Source organism: Streptomyces sp. NBC_00209 (assembly GCF_045206345.1).
GTDB lineage: Bacteria > Actinomycetota > Actinomycetes > Streptomycetales > Streptomycetaceae > Streptomyces.
The window spans coordinates 6,469,612-6,490,330 of sequence record NZ_CP108121.1 but is presented as its reverse complement, the minus strand read 5'-3'; the positions used below and the strand labels follow the sequence as shown (position 1 = coordinate 6,490,330).

23 protein-coding genes and 1 pseudogene are annotated in these 20,719 nt (G+C 71.8%); 15 read left to right on the top strand and 9 right to left on the bottom strand.

The genetic code is table 11. The annotated features are described in order from the left end of the window. Positions 1–167: 167 nt before the first annotated feature. Positions 168–1,001, top strand: coding sequence for a DeoR/GlpR family DNA-binding transcription regulator (locus OG867_RS29450; protein WP_406289936.1), 834 nt, complete (start codon positions 168–170; stop codon positions 999–1,001). Positions 1,002–1,049: 48 nt separating this feature from the next. Then, positions 1,050–1,502, top strand: coding sequence for an SRPBCC family protein (locus OG867_RS29445; RefSeq protein ID WP_406289934.1), 453 nt, complete (start codon positions 1,050–1,052; stop codon positions 1,500–1,502). A 4-nt stretch (positions 1,503–1,506) separates the two neighbouring features. Here the strand turns inward: OG867_RS29445 and OG867_RS29440 are convergent, their stop codons facing one another. Beyond that, positions 1,507–2,643, bottom strand: a complete 1,137-nt coding sequence (locus tag OG867_RS29440; protein ID WP_406289931.1) for a PLP-dependent cysteine synthase family protein — start codon at positions 2,641–2,643, stop codon at positions 1,507–1,509. A 227-nt stretch (positions 2,644–2,870) separates the two neighbouring features. Here OG867_RS29440 and OG867_RS29435 point away from each other — a divergent pair, with 227 nt between their 5' ends. From OG867_RS29435 to OG867_RS29410, 6 genes are all read left to right on the top strand, one after another. Then, positions 2,871–3,212, top strand: a complete 342-nt coding sequence (locus OG867_RS29435; protein WP_328898926.1) for a hypothetical protein — start codon at positions 2,871–2,873, stop codon at positions 3,210–3,212. Between the two features lie 186 nt (positions 3,213–3,398). Next, positions 3,399–3,917: an ATP-binding protein gene (locus tag OG867_RS29430; RefSeq protein WP_328898927.1), complete on the top strand. Its 519-nt coding sequence runs from the start codon at positions 3,399–3,401 to the stop codon at positions 3,915–3,917. An 82-nt stretch (positions 3,918–3,999) separates the two neighbouring features. Further along, entirely contained in the window at positions 4,000–4,575 is a 576-nt protein-coding gene (locus OG867_RS29425) for a TetR/AcrR family transcriptional regulator (protein ID WP_406289928.1), read from the top strand. A 30-nt stretch (positions 4,576–4,605) separates the two neighbouring features. After that, on the top strand, positions 4,606–5,004 hold the full coding sequence (locus OG867_RS29420) for a cupin domain-containing protein (RefSeq protein ID WP_018102756.1): 399 nt from the start codon (positions 4,606–4,608) through the stop codon (positions 5,002–5,004). 11 nt (positions 5,005–5,015) lie between these two features. Next, complete coding sequence (locus OG867_RS29415) at positions 5,016–5,597, top strand: DUF4865 family protein (protein WP_406289926.1); 582 nt, start codon at positions 5,016–5,018, stop codon at positions 5,595–5,597. Then, on the top strand, positions 5,591–6,511 hold the full coding sequence (locus OG867_RS29410) for a phosphotriesterase (protein ID WP_406289924.1): 921 nt from the start codon (positions 5,591–5,593) through the stop codon (positions 6,509–6,511). Before OG867_RS29415 ends, OG867_RS29410 begins: the two co-directional genes overlap by 7 nt. A gap of 15 nt (positions 6,512–6,526) precedes the next feature. On the opposite strand, the gene OG867_RS29405 is transcribed toward OG867_RS29410, so the two are convergent. Beyond that, positions 6,527–7,741, bottom strand: coding sequence for an ROK family protein (locus OG867_RS29405; RefSeq protein WP_406289921.1), 1,215 nt, complete (start codon positions 7,739–7,741; stop codon positions 6,527–6,529). A gap of 144 nt (positions 7,742–7,885) precedes the next feature. On the opposite strand from OG867_RS29405, the gene OG867_RS29400 reads away from it, so the two are divergent. The 3 genes from OG867_RS29400 to OG867_RS29390 all read left to right on the top strand — a co-directional run bounded on the left by OG867_RS29400 (position 7,886) and on the right by OG867_RS29390 (position 10,360). Further along, the gene (locus OG867_RS29400) at positions 7,886–9,109 is read left to right on the top strand and encodes an MFS transporter (RefSeq protein ID WP_406289918.1); all 1,224 of its coding nucleotides are present in this window, start codon (positions 7,886–7,888) and stop codon (positions 9,107–9,109) included. 80 nt (positions 9,110–9,189) lie between these two features. After that, the gene (locus OG867_RS29395) at positions 9,190–9,561 is read left to right on the top strand and encodes an SCO4225 family membrane protein (RefSeq protein WP_406289914.1); all 372 of its coding nucleotides are present in this window, start codon (positions 9,190–9,192) and stop codon (positions 9,559–9,561) included. Positions 9,562–9,604: 43 nt separating this feature from the next. Then, positions 9,605–10,360 carry a maleylpyruvate isomerase family mycothiol-dependent enzyme gene (locus tag OG867_RS29390; RefSeq protein WP_406289911.1) on the top strand — a complete coding sequence of 252 codons (756 nt, stop codon included), beginning with the start codon at positions 9,605–9,607 and terminating at the stop codon, positions 10,358–10,360. A gap of 14 nt (positions 10,361–10,374) precedes the next feature. Here OG867_RS29390 and OG867_RS29385 read toward each other — a convergent pair whose 3' ends face one another. Continuing rightward, positions 10,375–11,088 carry a TetR/AcrR family transcriptional regulator gene (locus OG867_RS29385; RefSeq protein ID WP_406289909.1) on the bottom strand — a complete coding sequence of 238 codons (714 nt, stop codon included), beginning with the start codon at positions 11,086–11,088 and terminating at the stop codon, positions 10,375–10,377. A gap of 141 nt (positions 11,089–11,229) precedes the next feature. On the opposite strand from OG867_RS29385, the gene OG867_RS29380 reads away from it, so the two are divergent. Beyond that, complete coding sequence (locus OG867_RS29380; RefSeq protein ID WP_406289907.1) at positions 11,230–11,688, top strand: nitroreductase/quinone reductase family protein; 459 nt, start codon at positions 11,230–11,232, stop codon at positions 11,686–11,688. A 50-nt stretch (positions 11,689–11,738) separates the two neighbouring features. On the opposite strand, the gene OG867_RS29375 is transcribed toward OG867_RS29380, so the two are convergent. Beyond that, positions 11,739–12,953 carry a geranylgeranyl reductase family protein gene (locus OG867_RS29375; RefSeq protein WP_328898938.1) on the bottom strand — a complete coding sequence of 405 codons (1,215 nt, stop codon included), beginning with the start codon at positions 12,951–12,953 and terminating at the stop codon, positions 11,739–11,741. A gap of 184 nt (positions 12,954–13,137) precedes the next feature. Between OG867_RS29375 and OG867_RS29370 the strand changes: the two genes are divergently transcribed. Continuing rightward, complete coding sequence (locus OG867_RS29370; protein ID WP_406289905.1) at positions 13,138–14,502, top strand: dipeptidase; 1,365 nt, start codon at positions 13,138–13,140, stop codon at positions 14,500–14,502. Positions 14,503–14,594: 92 nt separating this feature from the next. Continuing rightward, positions 14,595–15,275 (top strand): annotated as a pseudogene (locus tag OG867_RS29365) (MBL fold metallo-hydrolase); the annotation flags it as partial. Here the strand turns inward: OG867_RS29365 and OG867_RS29360 are convergent. Then, entirely contained in the window at positions 15,264–16,301 is a 1,038-nt protein-coding gene (locus tag OG867_RS29360) for an NUDIX domain-containing protein (protein WP_406289903.1), read from the bottom strand. The pseudogene OG867_RS29365 and the gene OG867_RS29360 overlap by 12 nt on opposite strands. 112 nt (positions 16,302–16,413) lie before the next feature. Beyond that, positions 16,414–16,680, bottom strand: a complete 267-nt coding sequence (locus tag OG867_RS29355) for a hypothetical protein (protein ID WP_406289901.1) — start codon at positions 16,678–16,680, stop codon at positions 16,414–16,416. 165 nt (positions 16,681–16,845) lie between these two features. Between OG867_RS29355 and OG867_RS29350 the strand changes: the two genes are divergently transcribed. Then, positions 16,846–17,388 carry an excalibur calcium-binding domain-containing protein gene (locus tag OG867_RS29350; RefSeq protein ID WP_406289899.1) on the top strand — a complete coding sequence of 181 codons (543 nt, stop codon included), beginning with the start codon at positions 16,846–16,848 and terminating at the stop codon, positions 17,386–17,388. Between the two features lie 42 nt (positions 17,389–17,430). Here the strand turns inward: OG867_RS29350 and OG867_RS29345 are convergent, their stop codons facing one another. The 3 genes from OG867_RS29345 to OG867_RS29335 are packed head-to-tail and all read right to left on the bottom strand — an operon-like array spanning position 17,431 to position 20,563. Further along, complete coding sequence (locus OG867_RS29345; RefSeq protein WP_406289897.1) at positions 17,431–18,348, bottom strand: carbohydrate ABC transporter permease; 918 nt, start codon at positions 18,346–18,348, stop codon at positions 17,431–17,433. Beyond that, entirely contained in the window at positions 18,345–19,259 is a 915-nt protein-coding gene (locus OG867_RS29340; RefSeq protein WP_328898945.1) for a sugar ABC transporter permease, read from the bottom strand. The genes OG867_RS29345 and OG867_RS29340 overlap by 4 nt, the downstream gene beginning before the upstream one ends. Positions 19,260–19,273: 14 nt before the next feature. Then, positions 19,274–20,563, bottom strand: coding sequence for an ABC transporter substrate-binding protein (locus tag OG867_RS29335; RefSeq protein WP_328904238.1), 1,290 nt, complete (start codon positions 20,561–20,563; stop codon positions 19,274–19,276). Between the last annotated feature and the right edge of the window lie 156 nt (positions 20,564–20,719).

Here is a 20,719-nt window from a genome sequence, read left to right as displayed (position 1 = left end):
GGGAGGGGGCACGTGCGTCTCGCTCTCGCAGGGGGGGACGGCGGCTGATGGCCGGTCACCGTTACTGACGAATCTCCCCCGGGCGCGGGCCCGCGACACCGAGCGTGGCAGGATGACTCCGTCGATACGGACTCCTGTACGGCCAGAGGGAAGGGCGAGGCCCGGCGTTGAGCGAGAATCAGAACCTGCTCGCGGAGCAGCGGCGCGCGCTGATCCTTGAAGAGGTGCGCCGGCGCGGCGGGGTGCGGGTCAACGAGCTGACCCGGAAGCTGAATGTCTCGGACATGACCGTCCGCCGGGATCTGGACGCGCTGGCCCGGCAGGGCGTGATCGAGAAGGTGCACGGCGGTGCCGTGCCGGTGGTCGAGGCGAGCACGCACGAGCCCGGTTTCGAGGCGAAGTCGACGCTGGAGCTGACCGCCAAGGAGGACATCGCCCGGACCGCCGCCGCGATGGCGGTGCCCGGCAGTGCGATCGCCCTGTCCGGGGGCACCACGACGTATGCGCTGGCCCAGCATCTGCTGGATGTGCCGGATCTGACGGTCGTGACGAATTCGGTGCGGGTCGCGGACGTGTTCCACGCGGCGCAGCGGCCCGGCGCTGCGGCCGGCCGGCCGGGTGCGGCGACGGTCGTCCTCACCGGCGGGGTGCGTACGCCCTCCGACTCGCTGGTCGGCCCGGTCGCGGACCGGGCCATCGCGGCGCTCCACTTCGATGTGCTGTTCCTCGGGGTCCACGGGATCTCGGTGGAGGCGGGGCTGTCCACGCCGAATCTGGCGGAGGCGGAGACGAACCGCCGGTTCGTGCGGTCGGCGCGCCGGGTGGTGGTGGTCGCCGACCACACCAAGTGGGGCACGGTCGGTCTCAGCTCGTTCGCCTCGCTGGACGAGGTGAGCACATTCGTCACGGACGCGGGGCTGCCGACGGGTGCCCGGGCGGAGATCGAGGAGTATCTGCCGGGGCTGCTGGTGGCGGGCGACTCCGGGCCCACCGAGGGCTGAGCATTCCGCTCCGCTCGCGACAGGGCTTTCACGCCCTAGGATCTCGGTGTGGCCGTGTTCCGGATCGAGCGTTTCACCTCCTTGCCCGCAGCCGAGTCCTGGCGCCGGGTGACGGACTGGGAGCGGCATGCCGCGCAGGTGCCGTTGACCGTGATCACGGTGCCGACGGGGCTGCCGACCCGGGTCGGGACGGTGTTCGTGGCGCGCACCGGGGTGGGTCCGCTGGCGTTCGACGATCCGATGGAAGTGGTCCGCTGGTCGCCCCCGGCCGGGAGCCGGGCGGGGATGTGCCGGCTGGAGAAGCGCGGCCGGGTGGTGCTGGGCCGCGCGTCGATCGACGTGTATCCGAACCGGGCCGGCTCGCATGTGGTGTGGGTGGAGGAGCTGAGCGTACGGCTGCTGCCGCGCTGGGCCGACCCGGTGCTGGCCGGTGCCGGGAAGCGGGTGTTCGGCCGGGTGCTCGACGCCATGCTGGACCGCCCGGCGGGCCGGTACGGCTGAGGTCTCACGCCTCCGGCCGGTCGCCGGTGGCCAGGAACCGGTCGATGGTCCGGGTGTACGGGGCGATGTCGAGGCCCTGCGCGGCCAGCCAGGAGTCGGAGTAGTACTTGTCGAGGTACCGGTCGCCGGGGTCGCAGATCAGGGTGACGACGCTGCCGCGCTCGCCCCGGGCGACCATCTCGGCGATCAGTTTGAAGGCGCTCCACAGCCCGGTGCCGGTGGAGCCGCCCGCCTTGCGCCCGATGGCCCGTTCCAGGGCGCGCACCGCGGCGACGCTCGCGGCGTCCGGGACCTTCATCATCCGGTCGATGGCGCCGGGGACGAAGCTGGGCTCCATCCGGGGCCGGCCGATGCCCTCGATACGGGAGCCGCAGTCGCTGGTGGCGTGCGGGTCGTGGTGGGTCCAGCCGTCGAAGAAGCAGGAGTTCTCCGGGTCGGGCACGCAGATCCGGGTGTCGTGCTGCATGTAGTGCACGTAGCGCGCGATGGTCGCGGAGGTGCCTCCGGTGCCGGCGGTGGCGACGATCCAGGTGGGCTCGGGATAGCGTTCGAGCCGCAGCTGCTGGTAGATGGACTCCGCGATGTTGTTGTTGCCCCGCCAGTCGGTGGCCCGCTCGGCGTAGGTGAACTGGTCCATGTAGTGGCCGCCGGTCTCGGCGGCGAGCCGCGCCGACTCCTCGTACATCCGGCGCGAGTCGTCCACGAAGTGGCAGCGCCCGCCGTGGAATTCGATGAGCCGGCACTTCTCCGGGCTGGTGGTGCGGGGCATCACCGCGATGAACGGGACGCCGATCAGTTTGGCGAAGTACGCCTCCGAGACGGCGGTCGAGCCGCTGGACGCCTCGATGACCGGTTTGCCCGGCCTGATCCAGCCGTTGCAGAGCCCGTAGAGGAAGAGCGAACGCGCCAGCCGGTGCTTCAGGCTGCCGGTCGGGTGGGTCGACTCGTCCTTGAGGTAGAGGTCGATGCCCCAGCTCTCCGGCAGCGGGAAGAGCAGCAGATGGGTGTCGGCTGAGCGGTTGGCGTCGGCCTGGACCTTGCGGACGGCCTCCTTGAGCCAGGCGCGGTAGGCCGGGTCGGAGCGGTCGACGTCGACGGTCGGCGCGGCTGCGCCGCCGTGCCCGTGCTCGGTGGTGTCCATCTGCGCGCTTCTCCTCGTACGACCGGTTTCGGCGGGGCCCACGATATGCCCCCCACCTGCACAAACGTTGACTTTGATGGTCCATAGCAGTGCCTTGGTGTCGCGGCCGGACCGCTGCGCCCCCACACGGCCCGAATGCGCCGTTTACGTTCCGTCCCGCTCTGGTGCACACGCTCCGGGATGGGCACACTTCGTCTCAGAGGCATGACGAAGGGGGCGAAGGGGCCATGTCGGAAACGGAGTTCGGGGCGACGGGTGTGACGGAGTTCAGCGCGACCGGCGTGCGCATCGACCGGTGGGCGCGCTCGGTCACCAGGGCGGGGCAGGTGACCGTGAAGGACGGGCGGGTGGCCCTCCTGACGAGTTACGGGCGGGAGATCGACAGCGCGCCGGTGGGCACGGTGAGCGCGGGCAGACCGTGGTTCGCGGGGTCGGACGCCACGGTGGCGCGGGTCAACGGGACGCGATACCGGCTGACGATGCGGCGGCCGGCCGGCAAACCCGGCGACACAGCGCCCTCGCACCGGTTCCTGGCGGCGCTGTACAGGGCGGGAGGGCGCCGCTCCTGAGGCGGGTGGGGCGCGGGACACCGCGAGTTGCGGAGCCGTATGCCCTGAGCGACATTGGAGTCGCGTCACTCATGGTGCACCGGCGGTCACCCTGTGATCCAGGCCGCCGGCCCGGACTCAGCAGCGAGCCATGTGCTGGATCCGTTCCTTCGTCTTCTTCCGGACCTATTTCGGGGAGTCGCAGCCGTGATCAGCGAGCCAAGCAGGCACTGCACGGTGGAGCTCCAGGCCCTGCCGTCGCGGATCGGTCAGGTCCGCAGAATCATTTCGGCACAACTGCGCTACTGGCATCTCGATTCTCTGATCGACCAGACAGCGCTGGGCGTCACCGAGCTCCTCACCAACGTCCACCGGCACGCACAGCCGGACAAGTCATGCACCGTCGAGATCGAGCTGCTGCTCGAACGGCTCACGGTCTCCGTCCACGACCACGATCCACGGCTGCCGACCGTGCGCGAGGCCGACGACTCCAGCACGTCGGGGCGCGGGCTCGCACTGATCGCCGCGGTCAGCGAGAGCTGGGGCGTGCGCCCCCGGGGCGGCGCGGGGAAGGTCGTGTGGTTCACGCTTCCCGCGGCCGCGCCGCCCGCCCCGCCCGCGCATGTGGTGTACGGGGCGACGACCGACGGGCCGTTCGATCTGAGCGTCCTGAAACACCTGGAGGGTTCACCGCCCTCGGCGTCGCGGTCGGCCGTGGTGGGCTGACACGACAGGCGCGGGGCATCCCCGAATGGGGGTGCCCCGCTCACGTATGCGCGACAGCGGCCCCCATTCTGTACCTACTAGTATGTACACTGCTGGCATGAGCACTCAGGACCGTCTGATCGAAGCCACCCGGGAGCTCCTCTGGGAGCGCGGTTACGTGGGCATGAGCCCCAAGGCCATCCAGCAGCACGCCGACGTGGGCCAGGGCAGCATGTACCACCACTTCACCGGCAAACCGGATCTGGCCCTCACCGCCATCCGCCGCACGGCCGACGAGCTGCGGGAGGCCGCGGACCGGGTGCTCGACACGCCCGGAACGGCGTACGAGCGGATCTCGGCCTATCTGCTGCGCGAGCGCGATGTGCTGCGCGGCTGCCCGGTGGGGCGGCTGACCATGGACCCGGACATCGTCGCGAGCGACGAGCTGCGGGAACCGGTGGACGAGACCATCGCCTGGCTGCGCGGCAGGATCGCCGACATCGTCCGCGAGGGCGTCGACCGCGGCGAGTTCGCCCCCGGCGTGGTGCCCGAGGACATCGCCGCCTCGGTCGTCGCGACGGTGCAGGGCGGCTATGTGCTGGCCCGCGCCTCGGGTTCGACGGACGCCTTCGACGCGGGCGTACGGGGACTGCTCAGCCTTCTCGCACCGCCCGCCTGACCCCATCGACCGCTTCAGGAGCAGCCGCACATGCGCATCACCAGGAACCGCCCCGACACCGGACAGGGCCCCTCCGCACACTTCAACGGCACGGTGTGGCTCGATGAGATCGCCGCCCCCGAACCGCCCTCCAGGCTGCGGATGTTCAGCGTGCACTTCGCACCGGGCGGCCACACCTCGTGGCACACCCACCCGCACGGCCAGGTCCTGCACGTCACCGAGGGCGAGGGCCTGGTGCAGCGCAGGGGCGGTCCCGTCGAGACGATCCGGGCCGGGGACACCGTGTGGATCGAGCCGGACGAATGGCACTGGCACGGGGCCTCGCCGCGCACGTTCATGACCCATCTCGCGGTGGTCGAGGCCGCCGAGGACGGCAGCACCATCCACTGGCACACCGACGCACACGTCGCCGACTACCCGGCGACCTGAGGAGCCCTCCGATGCATGCCATGCAGTACGAGATCACCCTGCCCGCCGATTACGACATGGGCGTCATCCGCCACCGGGTGGCGACCCGGGGCCATCTCCTGGACAACTTCCCGGGGCTCGGGCTCAAGGCGTATCTGATGCGGGAGCGGGGCGAGGACTCACCGGTCAACCAGTACGCGCCGTTCTACCTGTGGACCCGGCCCGAGGGCATGAACTCCTTCCTCTGGGGCCCCGGATTCCAGGGCCTGGTCCAGGACTTCGGCCGCCCCGTGGTGCAGCACTGGACCGGGCTCGCCTACGAGGAGGGGCCCGCGTCGTCCGCACTCCCCCGGTCGGCGACCCGCCACCGCTCGCCCGTACCGCCGTCGGTCTCCCCCGCGGACGCGGTGGCAGCCGCGCTGGAGGAGAGCCGCCGGCTCGCGAAGGCACCGGGCGCCGTCGCCTCGGCGCTGGCGGCCGATCCCCGCCACTGGGAGCTCCTGCACTTCACGCTCTGGGACCACGACGCCCCGGCCGCGCCCGGCGAGCGCTACCAGGTGCTCCACCTCAGCCGCCCCGAGCAGGACCGGATCACGAAGGGGCGCCAGTGGTAGCCGCCGTCCGTACCGTCCTCGGGGACATCGCCCCCGGGGAGCTGGGGGTCTGCGACGCGCACGACCACCTCTTCCTGCGCAGCCCGATGCTGCCGGGCCGGGAGCTGGACGACCCGGAGTCGGCGGCCGGACGGCTCCGCGCCTTCCACGCGCTGGGCGGCCGGGCCGTGGTCCAGTGGACGCCGCACGGCATGGGGCGCGGGGCCGGTGCGCTGGCCGAGCTGTCCCGGGCGACGGGCGCGCATGTGGTCGCCGCGACGGGCCTGCACCAGGCGGCGCACTACCCGCCGGGGCTGCTGGACCGGATCAAGGACGACCTCGCCGCGCTCTTCGTCGCGGAGCTGACCGAGGGCATCGGCACCACCGGGGTGCGGGCGGGCCTGATCAAGGTGGCCGGCGCCTTCCACACCCTCGACGCGCACGCCCGGCTCACCATGACCGCGGCGGCGGGGGCCCATCACCGCACGGGCGCGCCGATCGCCGTCCACCTGGAGCTGGGCACGGCCGCGCTCGACGTCCTGGACCTGCTGTGCGGGGAGTTGGGCGTCCCGCCGCACCGGGTGATCCTCGGCCACCTCGGCCGCTCCCCGGACGGGGCGGTGCAGCGGGAGGCGGCGCGGGCGGGAGCCTTCCTGGCGTTCGACGGGCCGTCGCGGGCCAACCACGCGACGGACTGGCGTCTTCCGGCGGAGCTGGCGGAGCTGGCCGGTGCGGGGTTCACCGGGCAGTTGCTGCTGGGCGGTGACACGACGGTGCCGGAGACCCCCGGCATGCCGCACCTGCTGCGACGGCTGCGGCCCCGCCTCGAAGAGGTGCTGGGCGCCGCGGTGATGGATACGGTGCTGGTCGCCAACCCGGCGCGGGCGTTCGCGTTCGATGCGCCGGTGGAGGGCGGGTCCTCGCCGGGCGCCTGAGCCCGCCGGGAGCCCTCAGACCAGCGCCCCCAACGGGTCGTCCAGGACCGGCTGCCAGGCCAGTTCCGCCGCCCCGACCAGGCTGTTGTGGTCGAGGGTGCACGGCAGGATCGGCACGCTTCCGCTGCGGCCCCACAGGCTGCGGTCGGCCACCACCGCCCGCAGCCGCTCGGGGTCGGCGTCGAGCAGGGCGCGGTGCAGCCCGCCGAGGATGATGCGGTCCGGGTTGAGGATGTTGACGAGACCGGCGAGCCCCAGGCCGAGCCGGTCGATCAGCTCCTCGGCGGCGGTGCGCACGGCCGGGTCCCCGTACTCGTTGCGCAGCAGGTCCCCGGACTGCTTGAGCAGCGACTCCTCGGGGCCCGGGGTGCGCCCGGCGGCGGTGAGGAAGGCGAGCGGGTCGGTCTCGACGTCCAGGCAGCCGCGGCCGCCGCAGTGGCAGGGGCGGCCCTCGGGGTTGACGGTGAGGTGGCCGACCTCCAGGGCGAGGCCCGAACTCCCGGTGTGCAGGCGGCCGTCGAGGACGAGCGCCCCGCCCACGCCCCGGTGTCCGGTGGCGACGCACAGCAGGTGCTGGGCCTCGCGCCCGGCGCCGTGCCGGTGTTCGGCGAGGGCGGCGAGGTTGACGTCGTTGCCGGTGAACGCCGGTCCCTCGATGCCCGCTTCGCGTACGCAGGTGGCGAAGATGTCACGGACCGGGGCACCGGCGGGCCAGGCGATGTGGAGCGGGTTGAGGGCGGTGCCCTCCGGTTCGGCGACCGCCGACGGCACCGCGAGCCCGGCGCCGACACACCGGAGTCCGCTGTCCCGGAGCAGTCGTGCGCAGTGGTCCACGACCTCGCCGATGACCTGGGCCGGGTCGGCGGTGATGGTGACGCAGCCGGGGGCGGTCGCGACGAGCCGGCCGCCGAGGCCGACGAGCGCGGCGCGGAAGCCGTCCGCGTGCACCTGAGCGGCGACGGCCACCGGGCCGGACTCCCGTACGGCGAGCCGGTGCGAGGGCCGGCCCTGCGAACCCGCCGCGGAACCGGGGCTGGAGTCGACCCGGATGAGGCCGAGGGCTTCCAGCTCGGCGGCGACTGCGCCCGCCGTCGCGCGGGTGACCCCCAGCTCGGAGGTGAGGACGGCGCGCGTGGGCGCGCGTCCGGTGTGGACCAGTTCCAGAGCGGGTCCGAGCGCGCTGCGGCCCCTCTCCAACTTCGTCCGGGTGGTGGTCGCCTTGCCGTTCATGGGGGCGAGTCTCCCATGATCCGGAGGTGCGTCCGACGCCGTGGTGGCCGACTTGCCCCGGGTGTGCGCCTGCGGGCCCCGCGCTTCGGGCCGGGCGTGACATCCGTCTTGCACCAGCCGTCGGGCCACCCCTATGCTGAGTTTGTGCCGCAACTAAACAAACTGCGGACGGCACTCCCGGGGGACCTCGGCGGCAACACCGCCACGCTCTCCCCGGCCCGTCTCCGTACCGCGCTGACCGTGTTCTTCGCCCTCGACGGATTCCTCTTCGCCGGCTGGGTGGTCCGTATCCCGGCCATCAAGCACCAGACCGGCGCCTCGGCCGCCACCCTCGGCCTCGCGCTCCTCGGCGTCTCCGCCGGTGCCGTGGTCACCATGACGCTCACCGGCCGGCTCTGCCGCCGGTTCGGCAGCCACGCGGTGACCGTGGCCTGCGGGGTTCTCCTCTCGCTCAGCATCGCACTGCCCGCCCAGACGCACTCGGCCCTCTCGCTGGGGCTCGTGCTGCTGGTCTTCGGTGCCGCGTACGGTGGGATGAACGTGGCGATGAACAGCGCGGCGGTGGATCTGGTCGCCGCCCTGCGCCGCCCCGTGATGCCCAGCTTCCACGCCGCGTTCAGCCTCGGCGGGATGCTCGGCGCAGGGCTCGGCGGGCTCGTCGCGGCCGGTCTCTCGCCCGCGACGCACCTCTTCTTCCTGACCGGAATCGGACTGCTCGTCACCGCGCTCGCGGGCCCGGTCCTCCTGCGGCACCCGGCGCCCGTGGTCCCGGAGCGGGCGGACGCCCCGCCCGCCGGCGGGTCCGCGCAGCGGCTGTCCGGGCGGGCGCGCAAGGTGGTGCTGCTGTTCGGCCTGATCGCGCTCTGCACCGCGTACGGCGAAGGCGCGCTGGCCGACTGGGGCGCCCTCCACCTGGAACAGGACCTGCACGCCCGTCCCGGGGTCGCCGCCGCCGGATACTCGCTGTTCGCGCTGGCCATGACGGCGGGCCGGCTCAGCGGCACCGCCCTCCTCGAACGCCTCGGGCAGACCCGCACGCTGGTGGCGGGCGGCGCCACGGCGGCCGCCGGGATGCTCCTGGGCGCGCTCGCCCCGACGGCCTGGCTGGCGCTGCTCGGCTTCGCGGTCACCGGGATCGGCCTCGCCAACATCTTCCCGGTGGCGGTCGGCCGGGCCGGCGAGCTGGCCGGACCCGGCGGGGTCGCGGCGGCCTCGACGCTCGGTTACGGCGGCATGCTGCTCGGGCCGCCCGCGATCGGCTTCCTGGCCGACTGGTTCTCGCTGCCGGTGGCCCTGACCACGGTGGCGGTGCTGGCGGGTGCGGCGGCGGCCCTGGGCTACGGGGCCCGCAACGCGGCACGCACCTGACCGAATGAGTAGCGGTACTCAGGCAGGAACGATTCCCCGCGCGCACGATGGAGGAACAGCCATTCAAGGGGGAACACACCATGAACAAGCCGTCCATCGACCAGCAGGCGCTCCGCACGCTCGCCCGGCTCACCTTCGGGAACGCCGCGTCCCTGGTCTACCTGGGCGCGGTCGCCGCGGCCGCCGTGTTCGTCACCGTGGACACCCTGCTGGTCGCCCATGACGACGCCTCGTTCGCCGGTGTCTGGCTGTTCCTGCTGGCGGCGCCGACCGTGTTCGTGTTCCTGCTCGGCGGCTCGCTGGCCGGGGCGGAATCCTTCGGCCCGGCCTGGTTCATGTACCTGGCGCTGACGGTGTCCGTACTGGTGCAGTCGCTGGCGCTGGGCTGGTTCGTCCGCCTGGTACGCGGCGGCGCCCGCCGGCACCGTACGGCCCACCCCCAGGGAGCCTGACCGGACGGCCCTTCGGGGCCCGCCCGGCTGGCACAATCCGTCCATGAAGATCACGGAACACATAGCGGCCCTGGCCGCCGAGGGGCGCCTGCTGGCGGACGCGGCCGGCGAGGCGGGCTCCGGGGCCCCCGTGCCGACCTGCCCCGACTGGCGGGTGCGCGACCTGCTCAGGCACACCGCGATGGTGCACGCCTGGGCCGCCGCCTTCGTCCGCGAGGGACACACCTCGTACGTCCCCGACGGCGGCGAACCGGAGCTGGACGGACCGGAGCTGCTGGCCCACTTCCGCGAGGGACACCGGCTCCTGGTGGAGACGCTGGAGAAGGCGCCGCAGGACGTGGAGTGCTGGTCGTTCCTGCCCGCGCCGTCGCCGCTCGCCTTCTGGGCCCGCCGCCAGGCCCACGAGACGACGATCCACCGGGTGGACGCCGAGTCCGCGCGGGGTGGCGAGCTCTCCGCCGTCGCGCCCGCCCACGCGCTGGACGGCATTGACGAACTGCTGCGGGGGATGCACGCCCGCCCGAAGAGCCGGGTGCGTACCGGGACCCCGCGCACGCTGCGGATCCGGGCGACGGACATGGATGCCGTGTGGACCGTACAGCTGTCCGCCGAACCGCCGGTGGCGGTGCGCGAGGAGGCGCCGGACCTGACATCCGCCGTGGACTGCGAGCTGAGCGGCCCGGCCCAGACGCTCTACCTCGCCCTGTGGAACCGACTTCCGCTCACGGCCCTCACGGTGACGGGCGACGCGGAGCCGGCCCGGCTCTGGCGCGACAACTCCTCGATCACCTGGTCATGACCCGGTAGCCGGGCTCAGCCGCGCCGGCCCAGGAGGCCCACGGCGCGGGCCAGTTCCGTGACGGCCTGGCGGAAGAAGACCTCGCGCGCCTCCACCACCCGGTTGAACTGGCCGAACACCTCGAAGGAGATCAGCCCGAACAGCTGGGACCAGGCCGCGACCAGCGGGGCGGCCACCGCCGGAGCCAGCCCGGGGGCCACATCGGCGGCGAGCCGTTCGGCCTCCGGGCGCAGCTCGTCCGGGAGCGGCGGAAGCGCCAGGCCCTCGTCGCGGCGGGCCTCCTCCACGATGGCGATGAGCACCATGCCGACGCGTGCGGCGGGGCCGACGGTGTCCTGAGGCGCCGAATAGCCGGGCACCGGCGAGCCGTAGATGAGCGCGTACTCGTGGGGGTGGGCCAGCGCCCAGTCGCGTACGGCACAGGCGACCGCGACCCAGCGGGTGAGACCGGTGGCGGGGGCGCCGGGGGGCGCGGCGGCGGCACGTTGGGCCCGCTCGGCGGCCTCGCCGACCGCGTCGTACGCGTCGACAATGAGGGCGGTCAGCAGGTCGTCCCGGCTGGGGAAGTAGCGGTAGAGGGCCGAGGACACCATGCCCAGCTCGCGCGCGACGGCGCGCAGCGACAGCTTCGCGGCGCCCTCGGCGGCGAGCTGTTTCCTCGCCTCGTCCTTGATGGCGGCGGTGACCTCGATACGGGCCCGTTCCCTGGCTCCCCGGATAGCGCTCATGGGGTTCAGTCTGCCATGCGCGCAGAGCAGCGACCAATAACAAGAGCAGTGCTCTTGCTTTTGAGCGCCACTTCCGTGCACACTGATCTCAAGCGAGAGCAGTGCTCTCGGAAATGCTCTCTCCACCGTGGGGGTCACACCATGTCGCAGACGCAGCCGTACTACCTGCAGGCCAGCCCGCTCAACGTCCGCTTCAACAGCCTGGTCGGCTGGCTCGCGCGGCACGGAATCAGCCTGCTCGGCTCGCAGGAGTTGTCGGTGCGGGGCCGCAAGAGCGGCAAGATGCAGCGCGTCCCGGTCAACCCGCACACCTACGAGGGTGTGCGGTACCTGGTCTCCGCCCGCGGGCACTCGCAGTGGGTGCGCAACATGCGGGAGGCGGGCGGCGGGGAGCTGCGCCGCGGCCGCCGGACGCGGCACTTCTCGGCGGTGGAGATCGCGGACGACGCGCACAAGGCGACCGTCATCCGCGCCTACCTGGAGCGGTGGGGCTGGGAGGTCAACCAGTACTTCCAGGGCGTCACGGCGAAGTCCACGGACGCCGAGATCCTGGCGGCCTGCCCGGACCACCCGGTCTTCCGGATCAGCGAGGGGGGCTGACGCACCGGACGGCGCGTCAGCCCCCGTAAGACCGGACCCCGGAAACGGCCCTAACGGTCCATCGCCGAGAGCGCCCGCTGGGCCAGTGGGTGCGAACGGACCAGCTCGGCCAGCGAGGTCGTGCCGCGCGTGATGCCCGCGAACGCGTTCCACGCCGGGCGGAAGCCCGTCAGGACGGCGTGCAGCACACCCGGGCGCCGCTCGAACAGCTTCAGCATGCGACGGCCCACGCTCATCTCGACGCCGAGCCCGGCCTTGATGGCGAAGGCGTAGTTGAGCGCCTGGCGGCGGGCGTCCACCGCGTCGTGCGCCTCAGCGACGCGCACCGCCCACTCACCGGCGAGCCGTCCCGAGCGCAGCGCGAAGGAAATGCCCTCGCGGGTCCACGGCTCCAGCAGGCCGGCCGCGTCACCGCACACCAGCACCCGGCCGCGCGAGAGCGGGGAGTCCTCGCTGCGGCAGCGCGTGAGGTGGCCGGACGAGATCTTGGGCTCGAAGCCGGCGAGGCCGAGCCGCGCGACGAAGTCCTCCAGGTACCGCTTGGTGCCGGCGCCGTCGCCGCGCGCGGAGATCACGCCGACCGTCAGGGTGTCGCCCTTGGGGAAGACCCAGCCGTAACTGCCGGGCATCGGGCCCCAGTCGATGAGGACGCGGCCCGCCCAGTCCTCCGCCACGGTGGGCGGCACCGGGATCTCCGCCTCCAGGCCGAGGTCGACCTGGTCGAGCTTGACCCCGACATGGGCTCCTATGCGGCCGGCACTGCCGTCCGCGCCGACCACCGCGCGGGCCAGGACGGTCTCGCCTCCGGCCAGCACGACCGCGACCGTGCGCCGGTCGGGCACCGCGGCACCGTGCTGCTCCACCCGCGCGACGGTCGCCCCGGTGCGCAGTTCGGCACCGGCCTTCTGCGCCTGCTCGACCAGCCCCGCGTCGAACTCCGGGCGGTTGATGAGGCCGAAGAGCATGCGCCTGGAGCGGCGGGTGCGCGACAGCCTGCCGTTGAGCGAGAAGGTGACCGCGTGGATCCGGTCCTTCAGGGGCAGTTCGAACCCGGGCGGCAACGCGTCGCGCGAAAATCCGATGATGCCGCCGCCGCACGTCTTGTAACGGGGCAGCTCCGCCTTCTCCAGGAGCAGTACCTTACGGCCGGCGACGGCCGCCGCGTATGCCGCGGAGGCTCCCGCCGGTCCGGCGCCGACTACGACGACGTCCCACACGGACGACTCTTCGTGCTCATGTCCGGCGTCTGCGTTCTCGCTGCTCACGATGTGCTTCTGCTCCCGATCCGACCAGTGGCCCAAGCTGCTCACGGCATCCTACGGCGCGTTGTGGCCGAGAACCGCTGTGGGAGGATCGGCCGAGTCTCCGACGTACCCGCGACGCCGCACTCCAGGCGTACGCGTACCCGGAAACGTACACATAACGTCGCACCTACCAGGAGCGTGCCCCATGACCGGCCATCCGATTCCCGAGACCATCGCCTCGCTGATGCCCCGTGCCAAGGCGGAGCTGACCGAGCTGGTGGCCTTCCAGTCGGTGGCGGACCCCGCGGTCTATCCGAGGAGCGAGTGCGAGGGCGCCGCCGAGTGGGTCGCCGCCGCGCTGCGCGCCGAGGGCTTCCAGGACGTGGCCCTGCTCGACACCCCGGACGGCACCCAGTCCGTCTACGGCTTCCTGCCCGGGCCCGACGGCGCGCCGACCGTGCTGCTCTACGCGCACTACGACGTGCAGCCGCCGCTGGACGAGGCCGCCTGGATCTCCCCGCCGTTCGAGCTGACGGAGCGTGACGGGCGCTGGTTCGGCCGGGGCACGGCCGACTGCAAGGGCGGCTTCCTCATGCACCTCCTCGCGCTGCGCGCCCTGAAGGCGGACGGCGGGGTCCCCGTCTCGGTCAAGGTGATCGTGGAGGGTTCGGAGGAGCAGGGCACCGGTGGTCTGGAGCGGTACGCCGAGGCGCACCCCGGGCTGCTGGCGGCCGACACCATCGTGATCGGCGACACCGGCAACTTCCGGGTGGGGCTGCCGACCGTGACCTCGACGCTGCGCGGCATGACGATGCTGCGGGTCCAGCTGGACACCCTGGAGGGCAACCTCCACTCCGGCCAGTTCGGCGGTGCCGCGCCCGACGCGCTCGCCGCGATGATCCAGCTGCTCGCGTCGCTGCGCGCCGGGGACGGCTCGACCACGGTCGACGGTCTGACCGCGGACGAGGAGTGGGACGGACTGCAGTACCCGGAGGAGGAGTTCCGCAAGGACGCCAAGGTCCTCGACGGGGTCGGGCTCATCGGCACCGGCACGGTCGCCGACCGGATCTGGGCGCGGCCGTCGGTGACCGTGATCGGCATCGACTGCCCGGCCGTGGTCGGCGCGACGCCCTCCGTGCAGGCGAGCGCCCGGGCCCAGATCAGTCTGCGGGTGCCGCCGGGGCAGAACGCGGACGAGGCGACGAAGCTGCTCACCGCGCACCTGCTCGCGCACGCCCCGTGGGGTGCGAAGGTCTCGGTCGAGCAGGTCGGCCAGGGCCAGCCGTTCCGCGCGGACATCGCGAGCCCGGCGTACACCGCGATGGCCGACGCCATGCGGGTCGCGTACCCGGGCCAGGAGATGCAGTCCTCCGGCATGGGCGGCTCGATCCCACTGTGCAACACCCTGGCCGGGCTGTACCCGGACGCGGAGATCCTGCTGATCGGGCTCAGCGAGCCGGAGGCACAGATCCACGCGGTGAACGAGAGCGTGTCGCCCGAGGAGCTGGAGCGGCTGTCGGTGACCGAGGCGCTGTTCCTGCGCAACTACGCGGCGTCGAAGGCGCTCTGAGTCCTCGCCGGGGCCCGGGCTACGCGTTGGGCGAAGCTCGCCGAAAGCGTAGATCCATGCGGTGGCCGGTCGCGACCGCTTAGGTTCGCCGCATGGATCTCGTAGAGGTGCTTCCGCAGTTGCACATGTTCCGTTTCCCGATCGGCCAGGCGTACCTCTGGCGCGACGGGACGGAGCTGACCCTGATCGACGCGGGCGACGTGAACGCGGCGCCCGCCATCGAGGAGGCGGTGCGCGGCCTCGGCCACGACCCCGCCGACATCGCGCGGATCGTCGTCACCCACGGCCACCGGGACCACTACGGCGCCGCCCAGGAGCTGGCCGGCCGGCACGGCGCCGAGATTCTGGCGCACCGGCTGGACGCGGCGGTGATCCGGGGCGAGGAGGAGGTCGGGGAGCCGGTGCTCCTGGACTGGGAACGCCCGCTGTACGAACACGCGCTGACCGTTCCCCCGGCTCCCCCGACCCGGGTCGACTCCGAGCTGACCGACGGGGCGGTGCTGCCGTTCGGGGGCGGGGCGCGGGTGGTCCACTCCCCCGGGCACACCCCCGGCTCCATCGGTGTGCATCTCCCCCGGCACGGCGTGCTGTTCACCGGTGACTGCGTGGCCGGGGTGGGGCAGGTGATGCTGGGCGTCTTCAACATCGACCGGGAGCAGGCCGTGGCCTCGTTCCGGAGGCTGGCCGCGCTGGAACCGGCCACGGTCTGCTTCGGCCACGGCGACCCCCTCACCGAGGACGCCGCCGCGGCTCTACGGAGCTCAGCCCACGGGGACGCCGGCCTCCAGGTTGAGCACGGCCGAGCGTTCCCGGGCCCGGAGCGCCCAGCACAGCCGTTCGTAGCGGGTGGGCGGCAGCAGGGTGGCCGCCTCCGCCTCGGTGACGAACCGCCAGCCGCGCAGCTCGGAGCCGGGGAGGAGCAGCCGTTCCGCGTCCGCCCGGGGCAGCAGTCCGCCGTCGAAGAGGAGGCGCAGGCCCCCGTACCCGGGTGGGTCGGGCGCCTCCCAGTCGATGACGAGGAGCTTGGGCACCCGGTCGAGATGGATGCCGATCTCCTCGGCGACCTCCCGGATGCCGGCCTGCGCGGGGGCCTCGCCCGCCTCCACGACGCCGCCGGGGAACTCCCAGCCGGGTTTGTACGTGGGGTCGACGAGCAGGAACCGGTCCTGTTCGTCGAAGAGGAGCACCCCGGAGGCGACGGTCTCCGCGGTCGGCTCGGGAGTCTGGACGATCTCGCAGGCGGGGGCGGCTTCGGTGCGTACGGCCTCCGCGATGCGCTCCGCCGTCTCCCGCGGGGTGAGCGCGCTGTTGTCGATGGTGTGGGCGTCCCCGGTGATCCAGCCGAGGGCCGATCGGTACGGTTCGATACGGTCGTACGCCCAGCGGCCGGTCGGGTCCACGCCCTCCGCGTCACCGGGGAACTCGGCCCGGTGCGCGATGCGCGCGCGCAGGATCGTTTCCTCAGGTGAGAGCAGTACATGGCGCACCGATATGCGCCGGGCGGCGAGCCCGCCGAATATCTCGTCGCGGTACTCCTGCCGCAGGAGCGTCATCGGCACGACGAGGACCCCGCCCAGCTCGGCGAGGAGCGCGGCGGCGGTGTCCACCACCAGACGCCGCCAGATCGGCAGGTCCTGGAAGTCCGTCACCTCGGCCAGTTTCTTCTGGGGCAGCAGGCTTCTGAGCCCCGTCCCGGTGAGTTCCGGGTCGTACAAGGTGCTGTTCGGGATCAGATCGATCAGTTCACGCGCGGCGCTGGTCTTTCCGGCGCCGAACGCACCGTTGATCCAGACGATCACGGTTCCCCCTCTTCCGTAGCAGCCCCCTGTGGCTTGCCCGCAACACCCTGCCGCGAAAACCCGCCCGGGGCGATGCGTTGCGCGTACGGGAGTGAGGGCGGCCACGATCCGACTACGGCGTATCACCCCGCCAGTCCCACTTGTCCGGCTCGTCCTGGCGCGGCCCGTACTCGGCTCGGCCGCCCGGTCCGTAGGCGCCGATCTCGGTGACCAGGGCGGAGCCGTCCGCGAGGGCCACCGCCGTCCACCCCGTCACGTCCAGGAGCAGTCCGTCGAGTGGTCCGCCGACCAGTTCCCGGTACTCACGGCCCGGCCGGGGACCCGGGTCGGGGTCTTCGTGGTCGGCGCCGTACACCCGCCGTCTCATGATCTCGTCCATGCGTGCAGGATCGCACCCGGCACTGACAACGGCGGGCCCGCGCGGACCGTGGCGGGTCTCCGGCTTCACGCGATGGTCACAACTCCATCACTTACGGAGGATTGGCCTCCCCTGCGTTCGGCGCCCTGGTTACGGTCGTCCCTCCACGCAACCCTGGGGGGTCCCATGTCGCACAACCCATCGCCGCAGCCACCGCCTTGGGGGCCGCCGCCGCGGCCCTCCCCGTTCGGCCCGCAGGGCCCGGGCGGCGCGCCCCGCTGGGCGAGGAAACGCGTCGTCATCCCGGCGGCGGCCGTTCTCTTCCTCATCGGTGTGGGCATGGGTGCCGCCGGCGGGGATGCGGGGGCGGACCGGACCGAGGCCGCGGCGAAGTCCTCGCCGGCGCCGACCGTCACCGCCACGGTCTCGGTCACGCCCGCGCCGGAGCCCGCCGTGACCGAGACGGTCACCGCGAGCCCCGAGCCGGTGCCGACCGTCACGAAGACGAAGACCGTCAAGGTCACCGTCGCGCCCGGGGCCCCCGCCGGCACCTCGGACGACTCCGGTGCGGACGACTCCGGTTCGAGCGGCGGGGGCTCGGGCGGCGGCTCGGCGTACTACGCGAACTGCACCGCCGTCCGCGCGGCCGGGGCGGACCCGATCCACCGGGGCGACCCGGGGTACGGCCGTCATCTCGACCGCGACGGGGACGGCGTGGCCTGCGAGTAGGGCGTGGTGACGGGGCGCCCGGCCGTTTCCCCGGGCACCCCGTCACCCCTTGCCGGACCCCAGCGTGAGTCCGGCGATGAAGTGCCGTTGCAGCAGCAGGAAGACGATGAGCGTCGGCAGCGCGACGATCACCGAACCGGCGGCGAGCAGGTTGTAGTCGGTGAAGAACTGCCCGCGCAGGTTGTTCAGCGCGGAGGTGATGGGCAGTTTGTCGCCGTCGGAGATGAAGACCAGCGCCCACAGGAAGTCGTTGTACATCCAGGTGAACTGGAGCGTGCCCAGCGCGGCGAGCGCCGGGCGGCACAGCGGCAGGGTGATCCGCCAGAACCGCGTCCACACCCCGGCCCCGTCCACCACCGCCGCCTCCAGGATCTCCGACGGGAGGGTGCGCATGAAGTTGGCCAGGACGAACACGCAGAAGCCGATCTGGAAGCCGATCTGCACCAGGACGACGGCCCAGTAGGAGTCGAACATCGTCATCGAGTCGGACATCCAGTACGGCAGCGGGATCCGGTTGAAGACGACGTACAGCGGGGTGACGATCACCTGCTGCGGGAGCAGGTTGCCGGCCGTGAAGAGCATCAGCAGGACCAGCCCGCCGCGCATCTTCAGCCGGGCGAGCGCGAAGGCCACGAACGAGGCGAGGAACAGGGTGACCAGGACGCCCGGTACCGCGATGATCAGGGTGTTGACGAAGTACTTCGTCATGCCGGAGTCGGTGAACGCCTGCCGGTAGTAGTCCAGCGAGAGATGGCGCGGCAGCGAGAAGTAGCCGTACTCGGAGGTCTCGTCGTACGGCCGCAGGGAGGCGTAGACCGCGAGCAGCAGCGGGGCGAGGAAGGCCAGCGAGACCGTCATCAGGAAGGCGTGCACACCGAGCCGGCCGGGGCGGAGCCTGCGGCGGGCCGCGACGGGGGCGGCGGGCGCCGGGCGTACGGGGTGGGCCTGCGTGGTGGTCATCGGTCTTTCTCCCCTCGGAGCTCCTGGACCAGGTACGTCACCACGAATCCGAGGGAGACGGTCAGCAGGACGACGGCGATCGCGGAGCCGAAGCCGATCCGGCTGGCCTCGCCGATGATGTTGTCGGTGACGAGCACGGAGAGCAGTTCGAGGCCGTTGCGGCCGTGGTTGACCGCGTACACGATGTCGAAGGCGCGCAGCGACTCGATGACGGTGATGACGCCGACGATGACGTTGACCGGCCGCAGGGTCGGGAAGACGACGCGGAAGAAGGTCTGCGCCTCGCTCGCCCCGTCGATCGCCGCCGCCTCCTTGAGGGACTGGTCGACGGCCTTGAGCCCGGCGAGGTAGAGGATCATCACATAGCCGGTGTGCCGCCAGGCGGCGGCCAGCAGGATCATCCAGATGTTGAGGTCCGGATCGCCGAGCCAGTCCGTCGGGGTCTCCGTGTCGCCGATGACGGCGTTGAGCGCGCCCTGGTCCCGCGAGAACACGAGCTGGGCGATGAAGCCGACCACCGCGAGCGAGAGCACGACGGGCATGTACAGCGTGGACTGGTAGAAGCGGCTGAACCGCACGCCCCGGTCGATCAGTACGGCCAGGAGCAGCCCGAACGGGGTGGCGACGAGGCCGAGGAAGGCGAGCCAGAGCAGGTTGTGCCGGGCGGCGGGCCAGAACTGCGGGTAGTTCGTGAAGAGGTTCACGTAATTGCGGGTCCCGACCCACTCGATGTCGCCGATCCCGTCCCAGCTGGTGAACGAGAGGACGACGGAGGCCAGGGTCGGGCCCCAGACGATGGCGAGGTCGAGCAGGACGGGCAGACCGAGCAGCACACCGAGCACGACGAGGTCGCGGCGGGTGTACCGCCGCGTGCCCCGTCGTCCGGTGCGCCTCCCCGAGATGAACGGCACGGCGTACTCCCGGTTCAGTCCGAGGCGAAGATGGTCTTCTTCTGCCGTTCGATGTCGTTGACGAGGCCGTCCACGTCATTGGGGCTGCTGATGAACTTCTGGATCGCGGGGATCATGACCGTGGACGCGAAGTCCGGACGGGTGTCCCGGTCGAGGAACTGCGAGATCTGCTGGGCGCCCGAGACCAGTTCGACGGCCTTCTTCTGGATCGCGGAGTACCCGGAGGTGTCCGCCTCCTCGCTGACCGCGATGTTGTTGGGGTCGCTCTTGAGGTAGATGTCCTCGGCCTTGCCGGTGGCGAGCCACTTCACCAGGTCCCTGGCGCTCTCCAGCGTCTTCTCGTTCTTCAGGTTCTTGGACTTCTTGGCCAGCAGGAACCCGTCGATGGGCGCCTCCACGGCGTCCTGGCCGTGCTCGGGGCTGATCTCGGGGAACGGGAAGAAGTCCAGGTCGCCCTGCTCGTCCTTGGGGAACTGCGCGCCGGGGTGCGGCAGGCCGAGGACGGTCATGCCCGCCTCGCGCTTCTGGAGGCTGGTGGCGGCCTCCTGCCAGGTACGGCCGTTGGCGCCGGGCTGGCAGTACGGAAGAAGGCGCCGCCAGGTGTCGAAGACGTCCCGGACGCGTTTGTCCGTCCAGGCTTCCTCACCGGCCATGAGGCTCTTGTGGAATTCGTATCCGTTGGTGCGCATGTTGATGTAGTCGAAGGTGCCCATGGCGGGCCAGCCGTCCTTGTCGCAGAACGCGATGGGGTCCAGCTTGTCCTTCTTCATCTGCTTGGCGAGCGCCACGTACTCGTCAAGCGTTTTGGGCACCTGATAGCCGCGCTCGGTGAACAGGCTCTTCCGGTGGAAGACGGCCCAGGGATAGTAGTAGTACGGCGTGAGGTACTGCTTGCCGTCCTCGCCGCTGGACTGGTCCTTCAGGGCGTCGGAGAATCCCGTGTAGTGCTGCCAGTTGTCGCTGATGTCGTACAGCAGGCCCTTCTTCGCGAAGAACTGCATGCGGTATCCGGCGAACCACATGAAGACGTCGTCCGGCTTGCCCTGGAGATAGCGGTTGATGTTCTCCTGGAAGGTGTTGTGGTCGACGGTGTTGACCTTCACCTTCCGGCCGTCCGACTGCGCGGCGTACGCCTTGAACGCGTCGGCGAATGCCTTCTTGGGAACGGGGTCGGACGCATTCGAACCCAGAGTGACGGTCTTGCCGTCCCCACCGGGTCCGCCGCCGCACGCGGCGAGCAGGGCGGGAAGCGTGACCGCGCCGGCACCGAGCGCCGCGCCGCGCAGCAGGCTCCGCCGGGACATCCCGTGTCCCGCGACGCTGCCGGGCAGATCCGATCTGTTGTACGAGTGTGCCATGACCCCGTCCTCCGGAAGGCAACCGAACACAACCGAACGTGCGCTTGGATCTCACCCCCAACATGGGGCGCAGTCAAGGGTTTTGACGAGATGTGGCCGACC